This is a genomic window from Phaeodactylibacter luteus (genome assembly GCF_007993045.1).
GTDB lineage: Bacteria > Bacteroidota > Bacteroidia > Chitinophagales > Saprospiraceae > Phaeodactylibacter > Phaeodactylibacter luteus.
In genome coordinates, this window is the sequence record NZ_VOOR01000001.1 from 130,086 (window position 1) to 146,295 (window position 16,210).

General features: G+C 55.1%; 11 protein-coding genes. 6 read left to right on the forward strand and 5 right to left on the reverse strand.

What is annotated here, in order from left to right; translation table 11 throughout:
* Positions 1 to 12 precede the first annotated feature (12 nt).
* Positions 13 to 1,743 carry a hypothetical protein gene (locus FRY97_RS00435; RefSeq protein WP_147165438.1) on the forward strand — a complete coding sequence of 577 codons (1,731 nt, stop codon included), beginning with the start codon at positions 13 to 15 and terminating at the stop codon, positions 1,741 to 1,743.
* Positions 1,744 to 1,811: 68 nt separating this feature from the next.
* Here FRY97_RS00435 and FRY97_RS00440 read toward each other — a convergent pair whose 3' ends face one another.
* From FRY97_RS00440 to FRY97_RS22245, 3 genes are all read right to left on the reverse strand, one after another.
* Positions 1,812 to 2,858, reverse strand: coding sequence for an isoaspartyl peptidase/L-asparaginase family protein (locus FRY97_RS00440; RefSeq protein WP_147165439.1), 1,047 nt, complete (start codon positions 2,856 to 2,858; stop codon positions 1,812 to 1,814).
* Between the two features lie 11 nt (positions 2,859 to 2,869).
* Positions 2,870 to 8,338 (reverse strand): choice-of-anchor L domain-containing protein, encoded by a 5,469-nt coding sequence (locus FRY97_RS00445; protein WP_147165440.1) that lies wholly within the window; start codon positions 8,336 to 8,338, stop codon positions 2,870 to 2,872.
* Positions 8,339 to 8,447: 109 nt separating this feature from the next.
* The gene (locus FRY97_RS22245; protein ID WP_170254431.1) at positions 8,448 to 8,618 is read right to left on the reverse strand and encodes a hypothetical protein; all 171 of its coding nucleotides are present in this window, start codon (positions 8,616 to 8,618) and stop codon (positions 8,448 to 8,450) included.
* A 110-nt stretch (positions 8,619 to 8,728) separates the two neighbouring features.
* On the opposite strand from FRY97_RS22245, the gene sppA reads away from it, so the two are divergent.
* Positions 8,729 to 10,501: a signal peptide peptidase SppA gene (gene sppA, locus FRY97_RS00450; protein ID WP_147165441.1), complete on the forward strand. Its 1,773-nt coding sequence runs from the start codon at positions 8,729 to 8,731 to the stop codon at positions 10,499 to 10,501.
* Between the two features lie 60 nt (positions 10,502 to 10,561).
* Here sppA and FRY97_RS00455 read toward each other — a convergent pair whose 3' ends face one another.
* Positions 10,562 to 11,356, reverse strand: coding sequence for an SDR family NAD(P)-dependent oxidoreductase (locus FRY97_RS00455; protein WP_147165442.1), 795 nt, complete (start codon positions 11,354 to 11,356; stop codon positions 10,562 to 10,564).
* Between the two features lie 559 nt (positions 11,357 to 11,915).
* Here FRY97_RS00455 and FRY97_RS00460 point away from each other — a divergent pair.
* The gene (locus tag FRY97_RS00460) at positions 11,916 to 12,305 is read left to right on the forward strand and encodes a hypothetical protein (protein ID WP_147165443.1); all 390 of its coding nucleotides are present in this window, start codon (positions 11,916 to 11,918) and stop codon (positions 12,303 to 12,305) included.
* A 120-nt stretch (positions 12,306 to 12,425) separates the two neighbouring features.
* On the opposite strand, the gene FRY97_RS00465 is transcribed toward FRY97_RS00460, so the two are convergent.
* Positions 12,426 to 12,962: an NADPH-dependent FMN reductase gene (locus FRY97_RS00465; RefSeq protein ID WP_147165444.1), complete on the reverse strand. Its 537-nt coding sequence runs from the start codon at positions 12,960 to 12,962 to the stop codon at positions 12,426 to 12,428.
* A 240-nt stretch (positions 12,963 to 13,202) separates the two neighbouring features.
* Here FRY97_RS00465 and FRY97_RS00470 point away from each other — a divergent pair, with 240 nt between their 5' ends.
* The 3 genes from FRY97_RS00470 (at position 13,203) to FRY97_RS00480 (ending at position 15,940) form a co-directional block, all read left to right on the forward strand.
* Positions 13,203 to 13,883, forward strand: coding sequence for a metal-dependent hydrolase (locus FRY97_RS00470; RefSeq protein ID WP_147165445.1), 681 nt, complete (start codon positions 13,203 to 13,205; stop codon positions 13,881 to 13,883).
* 259 nt (positions 13,884 to 14,142) lie between these two features.
* Positions 14,143 to 14,943, forward strand: coding sequence for a ParA family protein (locus FRY97_RS00475; protein WP_147165446.1), 801 nt, complete (start codon positions 14,143 to 14,145; stop codon positions 14,941 to 14,943).
* A 46-nt stretch (positions 14,944 to 14,989) separates the two neighbouring features.
* Positions 14,990 to 15,940: a ParB/RepB/Spo0J family partition protein gene (locus FRY97_RS00480; RefSeq protein WP_147165447.1), complete on the forward strand. Its 951-nt coding sequence runs from the start codon at positions 14,990 to 14,992 to the stop codon at positions 15,938 to 15,940.
* The last annotated feature ends 270 nt before the right edge of the window (positions 15,941 to 16,210 follow it).

Below are 16,210 nucleotides of genomic sequence, written 5' to 3' on the forward strand. Positions count from 1 at the left end.
AACCAGACGTGTATGAGCAAAAACTACCAATTCATCATCAACCCTCGGATCCCTTCCCGGGAAGAAATCCGGAAGCACAAGGATTTCAGCCAACTGCTGGCGCAACACCGACAAGGCAGGGCACTTAAAGTGCGCCCGCTGCGCCGGGCTCTCTACATCAGCAGTGCCGCTGCCGCTGTGCTCCTCCTCCTGTTTGCAGGCTTGCAGTACCTACAGCAGCCTGATAGCCCCCCAAAGGCCGTCAGTGCAGCAGCGCATTTTGCCAGCCAGCCGTTCGTTTCCCCTCCCCTTCCGGATTTGCCCAAGCCGGCTTTCGCAAATTTCCGGGTCAATACAGCTGTAGGCGGGGTCTACAATTACCCGAGCGGCTCCCGGGTGACGGTGCCGGCCGCTGCTTTCGCAGATGACTACGGCCGCCTTGTCGAAGGGGAAGTCGATGTGTTCTTTCGGGAAATGTTCGACTATGTAGACTTCTTCTTGGCAGGCTTGCCTATGCAGTACGACTCTGCCGGGCAGTCCTATCAGCTTGAGTCTGCAGGGATGGTAGAGCTCTATGCCGAACAGGACGGCCGGCCGGTCAAGCTTGCGGAAGGCAAAGCCATCGATGTAGAATTGGCCTCCGAAATCCTCTTGCCAGGGCATGAGCTGTTTGCCCCTCCTTCCTTCAATGTCTATTTCCTCGACACCTTGGGCGAGCAGTGGAGATACCAAGACATCAACCAAATGGCATTCCTTGGCGATCCGGTTGTGCCGAAAGGAGAGGCTGATGCCGAGGCTGACAAAACTGAGCTCCTCAATGCGCTAAAAGAGATCGAACAGCGCAAGGTGAACCGGCTGAGCAGCGTAGCCAACAGCATCCCCAAACCGGTCAAACCGCTGCGGCCAGAGCCAGCCAGCCCAGAGCGCCCTACCCTAGAGCTGAACTTCCTCGACGGCAGCGTTGCCATCGAAGATACGGAGGGCGGGGAAACGGAAAAAGAACTGCAACAGCTGCAGCAAATGTACGAAGGGGTCATCTGGCAAATCACAGAAGACAGCCCCGCCTATGACCCTAGAGCCTTTGGGGTGGAATGGGAGTCGGTCCGCATCCGCCCGGTCAATGGCCGGGACTATGAGCTGGCACTTGTACACCCGCAGAACAGCCTAACCCTAAAAGTGAGCCCTGTGCTCTACGGAGAGGACTACCAGAAAGCCCTGAACCGTTACAGCATGGAGCTGCAGGCTTATGAAGCCGCGCTGAATGAAAGGGCGGCACAGCTCGAAGAGGAGATTACAGAGATCGAAACGATTGCAGCAGCAGAGCGGCAGGCACGGCTCTCTGCTTATGAGCAGGAAAACAAAGGGGCTATGGCGCAGCTGTTGTCCCGGAAAGTCGTCAACCGGTTCCGTGCAGACAAACTCGGGGTTTGGAACTGCAGCCAGCCTGCAGTCAACCTGCCCCGCGGGCAGCGGCTGAAGCTGGAGGACCAATACGGCCAGACGTATGACAGCCAGACGGTCTATCTTGTTGACCGTGCGCACAATACCATCTATCGCTTTTATGCTGGCGGAGAGGCTTTGTCTGGGCTTCAGGACGGCACTTCTGCCGTGCTTTGGCTGGTGACTCCAGAGCAAAAGCTGGCGGTACTGAAAACCACCGACCCCCGCCGCATCAATCAGCCTAAGGATGAAGCGCTGCAGCTCCGCTTAACTGGCGAGCGCCCCAAAAGCGAAGCTGAGGTACGGCAAATGTTGGAATATTGAAAGGGGGCTTTTGTACCTACCAACGTGCGGGGCATTTTTCAAAATACCCCGCACGTTGGTTTTGAGCCTCACTCCTCTTCTGCATAAAGCCCGACATAGCGGCCGTCCGGGCGTACATACCCGCGGTACATGCCTGGTGTATTGAAAGGCATAGCAATATTGCCGTTTTTGTCTACTGCAATGAGCCCGCCACCGCCGCCAGCAGGCTTGAGCTTGCTGAAGATAATGTGATCAGCGGCATCAGACAGAGCCATGCCCTGATAGGACATCAAGGCGTGCAGATCATGAGCTACCGCATAGCGGATGAAGAACTCTCCATGCCCTGTACAAGATACCCCACAAGAGGCATTATCTGCGTAAGTGCCTGCGCCAATGACTGGCACATCTCCAAACCTGTTGTATCGTTTATTCGTCATGCCGCCAGTAGATGTGCCCGCTGTGATATTCCCCTCCTGGTCCAGTGCCACACAGCCTACTGTGCCAAATTTGTAGTCGGCGGGCGTTTCTAACGCTCCTGTCTTCTGATCAGCTGAGGCTTTTGCCCGTTGTAGGGCATCCCAACGGCTTTGCGTGAAGAAATAACTGCTGCTTACCGTGTCAATGCCCTGCTCAATGGCAAACTGCTCGGCGCCTGCACCTGTGAGCAGTACATGTGGAGAATTTTCCAGCACCGCCCGAGCAGCCCGGATGGGGTTTTTCACCTGCCTCAAACCGCCTACCGCCCCCGCTTCCAGCGTAAGGCCGTCCATGATAGAAGCATCGAGCTCGTTCTTCCCTTCATGGGTGAAGACAGCCCCTTTTCCGGCATTGAAAAGCGGGGAGTCCTCCAGGTACATAATGGCCTGTTCCACTGCATCACGGCTGCTGCCGCCACTGCGCAGGACTTCCTCCCCAATATCAAGGGCGGCATTCAGTGCAGCCTTGATCTCCGCCTCTTGCTCCGGAGTGATATTTTCCCTGAGTATGGTGCCTGCCCCCCCGTGAATAGCCATGGCATAAGCCGGGCGCTCAGCAGCAGGAGCTTGTTGCCCTCCAGCGCTATTATCCGGCTGAGGGCCTCCACAGGAAGCCAGCCACAAGGGCAAGGCCAGTATCAGGTATCGTAATGTTCGCATCTGTCGAAGTTTTATCTGATTAGGGTGGTCTGCCCAGAGAAGGCCTCAATCAGCCCATCGGGGTATTCCAATTCGATATACCAGAGGTATACGCCGGGCTGAAGGGGCTCGCTGCGGTAATTGCCGTCCCAGCCGGAAGATGGCATATTGGGCGCGATATCACGCTGCTCAAAAACCAATTCCCCCCAGCGGTCAAATACCCGGAATACCCCTATCGCGATGTTCTGCCCTTCGCGGCCCAAAACATAGAGGACATCGTTATTGCCATCTCCATTTGGCGTAAAGCCGGTAGGTACCTCCACCGGGCGTATTTTCTCCGCGTAAAGGTTGAAGTCGTCCTCACCGGTACACCCGGCAATATCCGTAACGACCACGCGTATATTCTGCTGGAACTCCACCGTGGCCAGGGGGTCGCTACAGCCAAAACAGCTCAGGATGGAAGAATCTAGTGGGAACCAGTCGTACCCAAAAGGCGCTATGCCCCCTGTGATAGCCGGGACAAGGCGGATGGTATCTCCGTAAGGGATCGCGCGGGTGCCGCCAAGGTCCACCACAATTTCCTCAGGCTCCCCAACAGTAACGGGGTCTGAAAAGAAAGCACAACCATTGGCATCGGTGACCGTCACGCGGTAGCTGCCTGGCGCCAGTGCGATAAAGGTACTGCTGCCCGAAAAGAAATCGCCATCTATGCTGTAGCGGTAGGCCGGGGTGCCACCGTTGACACCTATGTCTAACCGGCCATCTTCTTCTCCAAAACAACTCACATCAAGCGGGGCCACCTCTGCGCGAAGCGGGGCATCGGGCTGAACGACTGTCAAGTTTTCCGCTACTTCACAATTGGCAGCATCGGTGATGGTTAGGCCATAAACACCAGCCTCCAGGTTGGCGAGCTGAGGGGCTGTAGCCCCATTGGACCACTCGTACTGATATGGGGGCAGCCCTCCTGTGATACTGACGGAAGCAGAACCAGTCCGCTCGCCGAAACAGTCTACATCTTCTGTATCAGAAGAAACGATGATCGGGCTAGCTTCTGTTATTTCTACAGCCGCCATTTCTTGGCAGCCATTGGCATCGGTGACTTGGACGGTGTAGGTACCCAAGCTCAGGTTGGTGTTCTCCAAGCCTGTAATGCCATTGCTCCAAGAAGCGGTATACGGGCCCGTGCCGCCACTTACCTGAATGGCCGCCCGGCCGTCCGCCCCACCAGAGCAGGTAATCATATCTACTTCAGGCACGATCAGGATAGCGCCCGGCTGCTGTACGGTTACAGCAGCTACTGAAGTACAGCCCAGCCCATCGGATACGGTGACGGTATACCCTCCTGCAGTCAGGTTGCTCAAGCTGGGCTGCCCAACACCGTTGCTCCAGTTGTAGGTATAATTGCCGTCGCCACCAGTGGCGGATACTGAAGCAGTGCCATCGGCCCCTTCAAAGCAGCTTGCCGGGGCAGCTGTGGCTTCTAGCTCGATTTCTGGTATGCCCGCTACTTCTACAGTATCAGAAAGGGTACAGCCATTCGCATCGGTGACGGTGACGCTGTAAACCCCTGCTTCTAGCCCTTGCGGCCCAGGCACAGTCTGCCCATCGCTCCATTCGTACTCATACCCTGGTGTGCCGCCACTAACGGTGACCTGTGCGCTTCCATCTGGCTGTGGCAGGCAGGAAGCCGTTTCGGATTGTATCATTGACGAGAGCGGATCCGGCTCTGTCAGCTCGAGCGAGTCCATTAGGGTACAGCCATTCGCATCGGTAAGGGTGACGCCAATGACCCCTGCGGGCAGATTGCCAGCAGCTGGCCCAGTCTGCCCATCGCTCCAATTGTATGCAAATCCGCCAGCGCCGCCAGCGGCAGTTATTTCTGCCATTCCATCGGTAGCGCCCGCACAAGAAGGCCCTTCGCCTGCCAGGGCAGCCTGCAGCGGGCTGGCATCCGGCACAAGCACACTGCCTATAGCCTGACAGCCATTGGCATCGGTAACGGTGACCGCAGCCTGCCCGGCAGCAAACCCCAAAGCGAGGCTGTCCGCTTGACCACCAGACCACAGATAAGCATAGGGAGCAGTGCCCCCAGTTGCCATGACTTCTGCTACGCCATCGGTGCTCCCTACACAACTAACCGCACCGGCAGTGAGACTGACAGAGACCGAGGCAGGAGCAGTGATTGCAAACCCTTCAACCAAGGAGCAGCCATTACCATCGGTAATGCTGACCTCATAAGTGCCAGAACTCAAGTCGTTGCGCAGCCCGCTAGCTGTGTTCGTGCCATCTGGCCAACTGTAAATGTAAGGCCCTATACCGCCGCTCGCCTGAACACTTACGCTACCGTCTGAAAGCCCGTTGCAAGAGGCCGGCAGGGTATCTACTGTAGCGGTCAAAGCTGCTGGCTCGGCAATGAGGAGAGAATCCGTAGCCACGCAGCCATTTTCATCGGAGACGGCAAGGTAATACTGCCCTGCGCCCACGCCTGATGCCAGGCTGTCGCCGCTCACTACTGCGCCCGCGCTGTCCTCCCAAATATAAGAAAGCCCCCCTGTGCCCCCGGCTGCTATTACGCTCAAGCTTCCACTGAGGCTATCGGCACACAGCGCATCCTGCCCAGACAGCTGAAGCGTAATGGGCGCAGGCTCGGCAACTTCAGCCGGCAGCGCAAGCTCGCAATTATTTTGATCTGACACTATGATGGAATAGCTGCCCGCAGGCACATTGGCCACGGCCGTGCTATCGCCCGGCTCAGCCAAAAGCCCTCCGCTGTACGAAATTGCGTAGGGAGCCGTGCCTCCGCTAAAAGACAGAGAAATGGTGCCGGTTGAATCTCCGGCACAAGCCACATCCCCAATCAGCACATCGCCGAGCAGGCTGTCCGGCTCTGTCACCGTGACCGTAAAATTGTAGGTACAACCGCTGCCGTCTGTGATGGCCAAAGGGTAATCTGCTGCGGAAAGGCCCGTGCGTACAGGCGTGGTAATGCCTCCGCCCCAATCATAGCTATAGGGCGCCGTGCCGTTGAGAATATTCAGGCCCGCCTCCCCATCAGACAGCCCGGCACAACTGACCGGTTGTACCAGCTCCTCGGTCACCAATGAGTCTGGCTGTACGATGGTGACAGGCAATACACCGCCGCAGCCTGTCCCATCAATCACGGCAACTTGATAAGTGCCTGCCGCGAGCCCGGTGAACTGTCCGGTGGTGTTTTGCTCGCTGCCAATTGCATAAGCATAAGGGGGCAGCGTGCCACTACCCTCAACGGTCAAACTGCCATCGGCACCGCCAAAACAAGTGACATCCTGCTGGGACAGCAGGGCAACATCGGGCGGCGTACAATCTAGTGTAGTGCAAATCGCAGTGCCAATAAAGCCTGGGCATTCGCCCAGCCCCCTAACCTGGATATGGACTTCCGTAAGGAATGGCAGCCCGGTAATGGTGTGCTCGTTCACCCCATTGGCAGGCACCCAGCCTGTGCTGTCTATATTCACTTCATAACTGCTAGCCCCAGCAACATCTGGCCAGGTAAAAGTAATGCTGCTGCCAGTTACTGTGCCACAATCTACCATTGGGGCATCAAGGGCCGGCAAGACTTCAATGACGACCGTATCCGATGTCGTACACCCATAAGAATCCGTTGCGGTCATGATATATGTGGTGGTCGTATCAGGCGTAGCGACCGGGTTGGGGCAGTCTGCGCAGCTCAGCCCTGCAGCGGGCGCCCAACTGTAACTGATTTCATAAACGGGGTTGAACGTGATGGTCCAACTATAGAGGGTGCCGCCTGCACTGTTGGTATCATCTGTAATCTGTAGCTGCCAAGTGCCGTTGGTATTTTTGTCAGAACCATAAAGGTCGCTCCACGGGCCTTCCGGCTGCCAATTGCCGGTAAAGGGGTTATCTGTTGGCTGTACGGTGTTGATATTGACAGTGGCTTCTGGCGTAAAGCAAGTGTTGATGAAGTAATCTATGCCCAAGCTATTGCCCCCGTTACCTCCGTTGTCGGTTGTCAATTCCAGAAACTGCCCATCAGGGGCGATGAGGAAAACATCGAGGTCGTCTATCCAACGGTGGTCGAGGCTATCGATACAAACCGATCGGATGACACCAGGCCCTAGCGTAGGCGGTATCACCCCAATGACATCGACCTCAGAGGTGATGGAAATATTCCCAGGGTTGGCGGGTATGCCCACGGGGGTATCATTGGTAAAGGATGGCGGATCGGGCAAGGGGACCGGCAGGGTGGCGTCCAGCAAGACCGATTGGCCTTGGCAGATGGTGGTATCCGGGCCTAAGTCTGCGGGGACAAGGGGGTTTTCACGGACTAGGATAGTGATGGTATCCCGGTTGCAAGGGTCCCGCTGAATATCTATCAGTATAGTCTCTTCGCCTTCTTCGATCCCATCCTCGAAAGCAATGATCGGCACACTGACCATCGTATCCCCTGCGGGGATGAATAGGTCAGGCGGGATAAATGCGTAGTCGACCCCATTCTCTGCGGTGCCCAGCACCTGGTAGTCAATCGGGTAGTCTGCTTCCGGAGGATTGGGCAGTTTGAACGTCAGCAACCCTTCCGCACAGCCTTCGGCTACGGAGCCATCGAGGCTTACCGTTGCGGCTTCTACATCAAGGGAGCCCGTGCCGAAGCTTTTGGCTTGCAGGAAAACCCCGGAATCCCAGCCGCTGTCGCTCACATCGGCCACAATCAGCTTGATGGTGTAGGTACTGCAGGGCTGAACCACGGCCTGAGCTTCAAGCACTGTGGTAAAGCCATCGAAGACCGGCTGATTGGCCGTGCCTGTATTGGGCACGTAGAAGTCTGAGAAATCCAATGAGCCACTGGGAGGCTGGCAATTAGCTAGGGTGCCATTAGCCCCAACCTGGCCAGGGTTGACGTTGTTGATGGTCACCGGCAAGTTGCTGCCTGGTATCAGGGCGATGTTCTCTGCGTTATTAGAGTACGGGCCATTGATGCCGGGGCCGCTGATGAAGAAACCGAAAACATCGTTGAAATCAGAACAAGCGTACTCCGGGTATTCTTCTGAGCCGAAAACATAATTGAAGCGCAGGGTATCTGCAATGGGGACGAAAGTAATGGTGTAGCGCACTGCGTCGTTTATGCCGACCCCGCCCGTGATGTCAAGCAGATCGGGATCAGTGAAAGTGGTGCCCATTGCCGAGCTAGACTGCACGTTCCCGTTTTGGTCTACCCCTACCCCTCCTTGAGAGGTAGCCCGGCCTGTCGTCATGACCAAGCCACGGCCAATGCCTATTTCATCGTCTGCATTGCTAAAGAAACCGACCGACTGAGCATTGCCCTCAAAAGTGACATCGAGGACCTCCACCCCATCGCCGAGGAAAATATTCGTGATGAGGTTTTCTGGAGTAAAAGGCCCGCCATTGGCTACTTCCATGGGCTGTGCCCACAGTAGTATGGGGCTGCACCAAAAGAGTGCGAATAATAGGTTGGAAAAACTAAGCGTTAGATTTGACTTCATGATGCAGGGTGCTTGTCTAAGATTTTGCTGTTGCTGGTATTTGGGGTGAGGTTGTATTGTAGAAAGAGCGTACAGCGCCTGCGCGAATATTTGGCTCTGCGGCTGATCTTTAAATCAAAAATAGGGCCTTTATCCCAGAACCGAGTGGTTCTTTGCCGGTGATTTGCTCAAATGGTAGCTGACTGTCCTTTCTGGCCTTGGCAAGCCCTATTTCTAATAAAACTGTGCATTTATCTATTTCTTGCCACTGCTGGGCACCAAGTTCAGTAACTTTGAACATTCGGCAACAGCCATTTTGAACCCTATCGTCTGTACTTGCATTTCCTATAGCCCGACAGCTGCACCAACACCTTTCTGCCCACAAACCGTTACAATAACCACAATATCGTTATGCCTCAATTCCTCAAATCTTTGCTCGCTTCCTGCCTTGGCATTTTTATCGCTTTCGCCCTTCTGTTTGGGATAGGCAGCATAGCTATCGGCCGGATGGTCGCCTCGGCAGACCAGCCAAAGCCGGTAAAGCCCAATTCTGTCCTGCACCTGACTTTCAAGGATGCTATCCCAGAACAGACCAACAACCTAGAGATCGACCCTTTTGCGTTCAACAAAGACAATACGCTCGGGCTAACTGCCATCACTGCGGCTATCGGGCGTGCTGCGGAGGATGACCGCATCAAGGGGGTTTTCCTAGAGCCGGACATGCTGCTCAGCACCGGGCTGGCTACGAACAAAGTGATCCACGATGCGCTGCTGAAGTTCAAAGAAAGCGGCAAGTTTGTGGTCGCCTATTCCAACTATTATGTGCAGGGGGCTTATTACCTGGCAGCCACTGCCGACGAAGTCTGGCTCAACCCCTTGGGCATAGTAGACTTCCGGGGCTTTTCCAGCCAAATCCCTTTCTTTAAAGATATGCTGGACCGGGTGGGCGTAAATATGCAAGTTTACTATGCTGGCAAATTCAAGGGCGCAACGGAGCCCTACCGGTTCAATGAGCTTAGCGAAGAAAACCGCCTGCAGATCCGTACTTACCTAGATGATATCTATGCAGACTTCCTCTCCGACCTAAGTGCCGACCGGGGCATAGAAGACAGCCAATTGCGAGCGCTCGCCAACGCCTATACCGGCATGGACCCTGAGGCTGCCTTGGATGCCGGCCTGATCGATGGCCTGGGGCATCGGGACGTGGCGATCAGCGCCCTGCGGGAACGCCTTGGCCTGGACAGCGATGAAAAGATCCCTCAGATTGGGCTGACAGACTATGCCAAGTCCAACCCTGTTGAAAAAGACTATAGCGTAAAAGACAAAATTGCCATCATTTATGCGGAAGGGGCTATTGTGGATGGCAAAGCCAACCCTGGCACTATAGGCGACAAAGACTATACCAGCTACATCAAGGAAGCCCGTGAAGACGAGCGGGTGAAAGCGCTTGTCCTCCGCGTAAACTCCCCCGGTGGCAGTGCGATGGCATCGGAGAACATCTGGCGGGAAATACGGCTCACTCAGGAAGCCGGGAAGCCGGTGGTGGTGAGCATGGGCGACTATGCGGCTTCGGGCGGCTATTACATTTCGGCCTCTGCCGACTCCATATTCGCAGAGCCCAATACCTTGACGGGCTCTATTGGCGTCTTTTCGCTCATACCGGATGCCAGCGAGCTGCTGGAAGAAAACATGGGCATTCATTTCGACACCGTCAAAACAGGGGCATTCTCTCTTGGCATCACCCCTTTCCACCCCATGTCTGCGGCAGAGTCCCAACTGCTGCAAGCCCGTACCGAGCAGATGTACGAAACCTTCCTTAGCCGTGTAAGCGAAGGGCGGGGCATGAGCCGTGATGACGTACATGAAATTGCACAGGGCCGGGTATGGACAGGCAGCCGTGGCGTGGGCATTGGGCTGGTGGATGCCATTGGCGGGCTAAGCCGGGCCCTGCAAGCTGCAGCAAGCCTAGCCGATCTGGAAGCTTACCGAACGACAGAGTACCCGCGCGTAAAGGACCCTATTCAACAGATTTTAGAGGAGTTCATGGGGGAAGAGTCTGTTCGGTCAAAGGCTATCCTCCGCTCTGAACTGGGCACCTATTACCCATACTATGAGTATGCTAAGCAAATGAGCGGCACCAAAAGCCCTCAAGCCCGGCTGCCATTCCTGATCAGTACACAATAGTGTTTACAGCCTATCAGCCTTCGACAGGCTGTAAAGGGGCGCCCCTTTACAGCCTGTTGTTTATTGTGGGCGGAGCTTCGCCATCTGTTTGGTAATGAAACCAACGGCCCACCGTGGTGCCAGGCGGTAAAGCTTGTCCAGCATCCGGGCATCGGGGCCCACCAAGACCCTAAAGCGGTTGCGCTCAATGCCAGTGAGGATTTCACGGGCCGCCTGGGCAGCGGATATCCCTGGGCTTTCCTGCCCAAGGGCAGGCTCCGGGCTGCCAAGCCCAGAATTAGCCATAATCTTTGTTTGGACCGCCCCGGGGTGGACCACCGTTACACGGACATTGCTCTCTTTCAGCTCGGCGTAGAGCCCCTCCGTCAACAGCTTGACCGCTGCCTTGGAAGCCCCGTACAGGGTCTGACCTGGAAAAGGGATAAACCCGCCCATGCTCGACACATTGACGATATGCGCTTCGGGGCGTTGCCTCAGGATTGGCAGGAAGGCCTTGGTCAGGTAGAGGGTGCCCCAAAAATTGACCTGCATGACCCGTTCAGTGGCAGACATGGGCAGCTCCTCTACCTCTACGAAGGGCTGTATGATGCCAGCGTTGTTGATCAGCCCGTCTACCTGCCCGTGAGCGGCCATCACTGCTCCGGGGAGGGCGGCTGCCGCTTCTGCATCGCTCACGCTCATCACATGTACCGACGTGCGCCCCTCGCCCAGGGCGGCAGCTGTAGCCAACAAGGCTTCCCGGTCGATGTCCACCAAAGCAGCCCGCCCGCCTTTTCCCACAATCTGAATGGCCAGCTCTTTGCCCATGCCGCTTCCTGCACCGGTGACTACCCATACTTTATCTGAAATCTTCATATGCTCTTTTCTTTTTTTGCCTGGCTTGTTGAAACTCAGCTTGAAGCGAGGCAGGCCCAAATTATACGTAATCGTAACCCGCGCAGGCTCTGGCTTTTTGATGGCAGCGGACTAGCGCTGCGGAGGGGTATTAGAGCTTGTTTGGATTTTACCCTTCGGGCTGCTCTTGCCAAATTTTGTCCTGCTCTTCGTTGTTCTTCGGTCACGTAGCTAAGGCTATGTTTCCTCAGAACGCCTCGATCAGGGCAAAATTTGGCTGCGTTCGCTCCAAAAGCAAAATCCGAACAAGCTCTAAGCCCGATAGGGCCGAGCGTACAGCGAGCCCCGCAGCATAGCGACCCCTGCTGACAGGCAGGGGTAGGCCCCGCCCAGAAGAAACGATAATTTGCCTTGCGCATAGCAATATTAAGCAAAGCCGCCAGAAAAAAAGGTAGCAAAAGTCAGTGATAGAGGGTAAGAAAACCACAAGGGCAAATATCTGTGTATGTAATCTTTGCCGCAAGCGCTCTTCCAAGAGACAGCTGGCACTGAAACCTCTCCACCAACAAACTTGAAGAACATGAAAAATGCGGTCTTTGCCCTTCTCGCCCTCCTATGCATAGCCTTTTCATCCTGCGGCACAGCCCATCATACCACCTTGCTCCTGCCCGCCATGCACCAGCCGCTGCCCGAAAATGCCCCGGTAACCGTATTGGAAGGCCCTGCGCAGCTCCCTGAGGGCGCGCAATGGGCTGGGGAATATCGGATGCAACTGACCGACGTGGACAACTGTGACATGGGCTTGCTGGTGGAAACCACCAAAGTGCTGGCCCGCATGATGGGCGGCAACGTGATGACTATAGAAACCGTCACCCCGCCTCAGGACGGGGAATGCTTCCAGATCGAAGGGAATTTTTACCGGCACAATTTGCAGGGGGCTTCCCCGGGGGTGGCCTCAAGCCCCAATTGAGCCCATAGGCTGTAGTAGCACCTCAGACAGCCAGGCCTTTGCTCTGCAAATGGAATGACAAAGGCAGGGTTAAGCGCCTGCTTGGATCGTACCATAGCATCTCCAAGCTGCTGCGCTACGCTAAAAATCAACAAACCGGCTGGCGTGTTCAGACAAGGCCTTGAGCGTAGCCTCGTCTGCCACCTCTCCGTTCTCGGCACGCAGCGCGCTGATGCGAGAAATAGGAAGCTTATCCGGCATCACCGTAGTGCCCAGGTAGTTGAGGATGCCTGTGAGGTGCTCCATGCCCCGGAGGTTGCCGGCCCTTCCTGTAGCTACGCCCACAAGTGCAGCCTTTTTCCCTCCAAAATTCTTGCTGTACTCCCTTACCGAGCAAGCGTCGATGAACAACTTGAGGGCACCGGGGAAGCTCCCGTTGTACTCGGGCGATACGATGACCAACTTGTTTGCAGGCAGGATGAATTCGTCCTGCAGGGTAGCCAGGCTGGGCGCCTGCTCGGTGTACATGGCTTCGGTGAACCAATCGTGCGGGATGTGCTCCAAGGCCAACAGCCGGACTTCCTCGGAAGTTTTCTCGCGCAGCAGTGCCTCATACTGTTTGGCAAAAGCCAGGCATGCGCTGCCAGAACGGTTGGTGCCTGAGATTACGGTTATCATAAGCCGGAGTTCTACTTTTGTTTTTTTTAGATTCACCATCAAGTCTATCCGCCCTGCCACAGGCCCTTTCAGCTGAAGCCTGACAGGCAGTGCTGCACACAGGATATAGTACACAGCTGACGCGGCAAAAGGTTGTCTGCACTTGCTTTTTTTATCTGCTTGAAGCCCTCGCCTTTGCCCGATTTATTCTGTATATTCCCCCCTATTCTTCACTGTAGAGACTTCAAAATCCTAATTCTAATGAAATTGACCTTCTACGGGCACGCCGCCTTTGGGCTGGAAACCATGGGGAAGCACGTCCTGATCGACCCTTTCATCAGCCCCAACGGGAAAGCCGGGCATATTGACGTCAACACTTTGCCCGCCGACTACATCCTGCTGACCCACGGGCACCAAGACCACGTGGCAGATGCGGAGGCCATCGCGAAGCGTACCGGCGCCACATTGGTTTCCAACTTTGAAATTGTGAGCTGGTACGAAAGCAAGGGCGTAAGCGGGCACCCGATGAACCACGGCGGCAAAGCCAAATTCGATTTCGGCATTACGAAATACGTCAACGCGGTGCATTCCAGCGTACTGCCGGACGGCACCTACGGCGGCAACCCCGGCGGGTTCGTCATCTGGAACCAAGAAGGCTGCATTTACTTCGCAGGGGATACCGCCCTGACGATGGACATGAAGCTCATACCGATGACCTGCCCGCAGCTTGACATCGCCATCCTTCCTATAGGGGACAACTTCACTATGGGCTATGAAGATGCCCTCCTGGCCTGTGACTTTATCAGCTGTGACCGGGTGGTCGGCTGCCATTATGATACCTTCGGTTACATTGAGATTGACCAAGAGGCAGCCATAAAAGCTTTTGAAGCTAGAGGAAAAGAGTTAATTTTGCTGTCCGTTGGCGAAACCCTTAAACTTTAAACACCTGTTTTTCAATACATTGCCTAACAAAAGCTGCCAGCCTGCTGTCTTGGTGCCTGCTAAAATCCAGCTTGCAAGACAGGCAGTCATTGCCTTTTTGGCCAGCCCAACAGCCTAAACCTGCTTTTTTGTGGTTGCTGGGGTTCCTCTTTTAGTAGAAGGCTCCAACAAGCGCTCAGCGGTACAAAGCACACTTTACAACCAAATTTCAGGCCAGGCCCCTGCAAAATCAAACAATCAGCGATTCAACGACAACATTATGGGAAAAGTAGTTGCCATTGCGAACCAAAAAGGCGGTGTAGGAAAAACCACAACCGCCATCAACCTCGCAGCCTCCCTGGCCATACTCGATAAAAAAGTGCTGCTCATTGATGCAGACCCGCAAAGCAATGCCACTTCCGGGGTAGGCGTCATGCCCGATGATATCGAAACCACCCTCTATGATTGCCTCGTGGGCGGCCTTGATACGATTGAGGCCATCTATGAGACCGACACGCCCAACCTCCATATCATCCCTTCTACCATAGATCTAGTAGGCGCGGAGATCGAGCTGGTCAGCCAAATGAAGCGGGAGTTCTTGATGCGGGAAGTCGTAGAGCAAGTCCGGCACGATTATGACTACATCTTCATCGACTGCCTGCCTTCCCTCGGGCTCATCACTGTCAATGCCCTCACGGCTTCTGACTCCATACTGATACCTGTCCAATGCGAGTTTTTTGCCTTGGAGGGGCTTTCAAAGCTGCGGGAGACTATCGACTTGGTGCAAAAGAAAATCAACCCGAACCTCGACATCGAAGGCATATTGTTGTCTATGTATGACGCCCGGCTCCGGTTGGCGAATATTGTGGTAGAAGAAGTACAAAATATGTTTGGGGAAGAGGTCTTCGAGACCATCATACACCGCAATTCAAAAATAGGGGAAGCGCCCAACCTCCACATGCCGGTCGTCATGATGAATGCCGGCAGCCGGGGCAGCATCAATTTCCTCAACCTGGCTAAGGAGTTCTTGAAGAACAACAGCGACCCCATCAAGGCGCAATCTGGCATCCGGGCCGATTAGACGGAGGCCTGTACCTAAATTTGATCAATAACCCTACCTAAGAATTATGGCAAAAAGGATCAGCAAGACGCGGAAAGCAAGTGCGGACGATTTGCGCAGCTCCCTGCGCAGTGCTGCAGGGAAGAACAGCTCAGGCGGGCGGTTGTCCTACTTCAACATCACAGAAGAAGATATACAGCAAGACCCGGAGGGCATCAGCAAAGAGCTGGCCAATACCGTTGCCATGATCCCGGTGGCCCAAATTTCGCCCAACCCTGATCAGCCACGCAAAGACTTTGAGCCCGAGGCCTTGCAAGAATTGGCGGATTCACTGAAAACCTATGGGCTGATACAGCCCATTACTGTGCGGAGGTTCAGCGCGGAGTCTTACCAGATCATTTCCGGCGAGCGCCGTTGGCGGGCTTCCCAGCTGGCGGGCTTGTCCGAGATCCCCGCCTACATCCGCATAGCTACCGATCAGGAGATGACGGAAATGGCCCTGGTGGAGAATATCCAACGGGAAAACCTTAACCCTATGGAGGTCGCTTTTTCTTATCACCGCCTGATTGATGAGTTCCACCTTTCTCACGAAGAACTGGCCGAGCGGGTGGGCAAAAAGCGGGCGACCATCACCAACTACCTCCGCTTGTTGGATGTGCACTTGGAGGTCATGAAAGCGCTCAAAGACAACCGCATCAGCATGGGCCACGGGCGGGCCCTCGCCGGCATTGCCGATAAGCTGCTGCAAAAGGATGCACTCGACAGGATCCTTGAGCAGGACCTGAGCGTCCGCGAAGCGGAACAGCTGGTCAAAGCTTATGGGAAAAAACCTGCCCGCAAATCCAAAATACCTGACAATTACCTGCATATCCTAAACGAAGTGCGCGCCAAATTGGGGTCCAAACGGATTGACCTCAAGCTCAAGGATGAGAAAGCTGGCAAAGGGCAGATCATCCTCCCTTTCCAATCTGTGGATGAGCTCAATCAGCTGCTTGAGCAATTGGATATTCAGCTTTAGCTCAATTGCAGGTGGGCCGCACAGGCCTAGCGTGTTTTCCAGGCCGGCCAAAACGGTAGGCAAAGCTCAGGCTTGGCTGAAGCCGGATCCGGAAAGAAAAGGCCAAGAAAAAGCTAAAAGCGTGCCGGGCTGCATCTGGCCTTGCCCCCCAGGCGTTTAGCAACTGTTTGAACATTACTGCAAGCTGCCAAGGTAGGGCTCAGGGGTTCCGCTAACAAATGCTCCCCAATACCGAAAGCAGCTGCCAACCAATCTCTTAAATAAGAGGTT

Excerpts from the sequence above, each read along its gene's own strand:
- FRY97_RS00460 (WP_147165443.1), top strand. The coding sequence starts at position 11,916 with ATGAAAAATGCGGTCTTTGCCCTTCTCGCCCTCCTATGCATAGCCTTT.
- FRY97_RS00475 (WP_147165446.1), top strand. The coding sequence starts at position 14,143 with ATGGGAAAAGTAGTTGCCATTGCGAACCAAAAAGGCGGTGTAGGAAAA.
- FRY97_RS00465 (WP_147165444.1), bottom strand. The coding sequence starts at position 12,962 with ATGATAACCGTAATCTCAGGCACCAACCGTTCTGGCAGCGCATGCCTG.
- FRY97_RS22245 (WP_170254431.1), bottom strand. The coding sequence starts at position 8,618 with ATGTTCAAAGTTACTGAACTTGGTGCCCAGCAGTGGCAAGAAATAGAT.
- FRY97_RS00440 (WP_147165439.1), bottom strand. The coding sequence starts at position 2,858 with ATGCGAACATTACGATACCTGATACTGGCCTTGCCCTTGTGGCTGGCT.
- FRY97_RS00480 (WP_147165447.1), top strand. The coding sequence starts at position 14,990 with ATGGCAAAAAGGATCAGCAAGACGCGGAAAGCAAGTGCGGACGATTTG.
- FRY97_RS00470 (WP_147165445.1), top strand. The coding sequence starts at position 13,203 with ATGAAATTGACCTTCTACGGGCACGCCGCCTTTGGGCTGGAAACCATG.
- FRY97_RS00445 (WP_147165440.1), bottom strand. The coding sequence starts at position 8,338 with ATGAAGTCAAATCTAACGCTTAGTTTTTCCAACCTATTATTCGCACTC.
- sppA (WP_147165441.1), top strand. The coding sequence starts at position 8,729 with ATGCCTCAATTCCTCAAATCTTTGCTCGCTTCCTGCCTTGGCATTTTT.
- FRY97_RS00435 (WP_147165438.1), top strand. The coding sequence starts at position 13 with ATGAGCAAAAACTACCAATTCATCATCAACCCTCGGATCCCTTCCCGG.
- FRY97_RS00455 (WP_147165442.1), bottom strand. The coding sequence starts at position 11,356 with ATGAAGATTTCAGATAAAGTATGGGTAGTCACCGGTGCAGGAAGCGGC.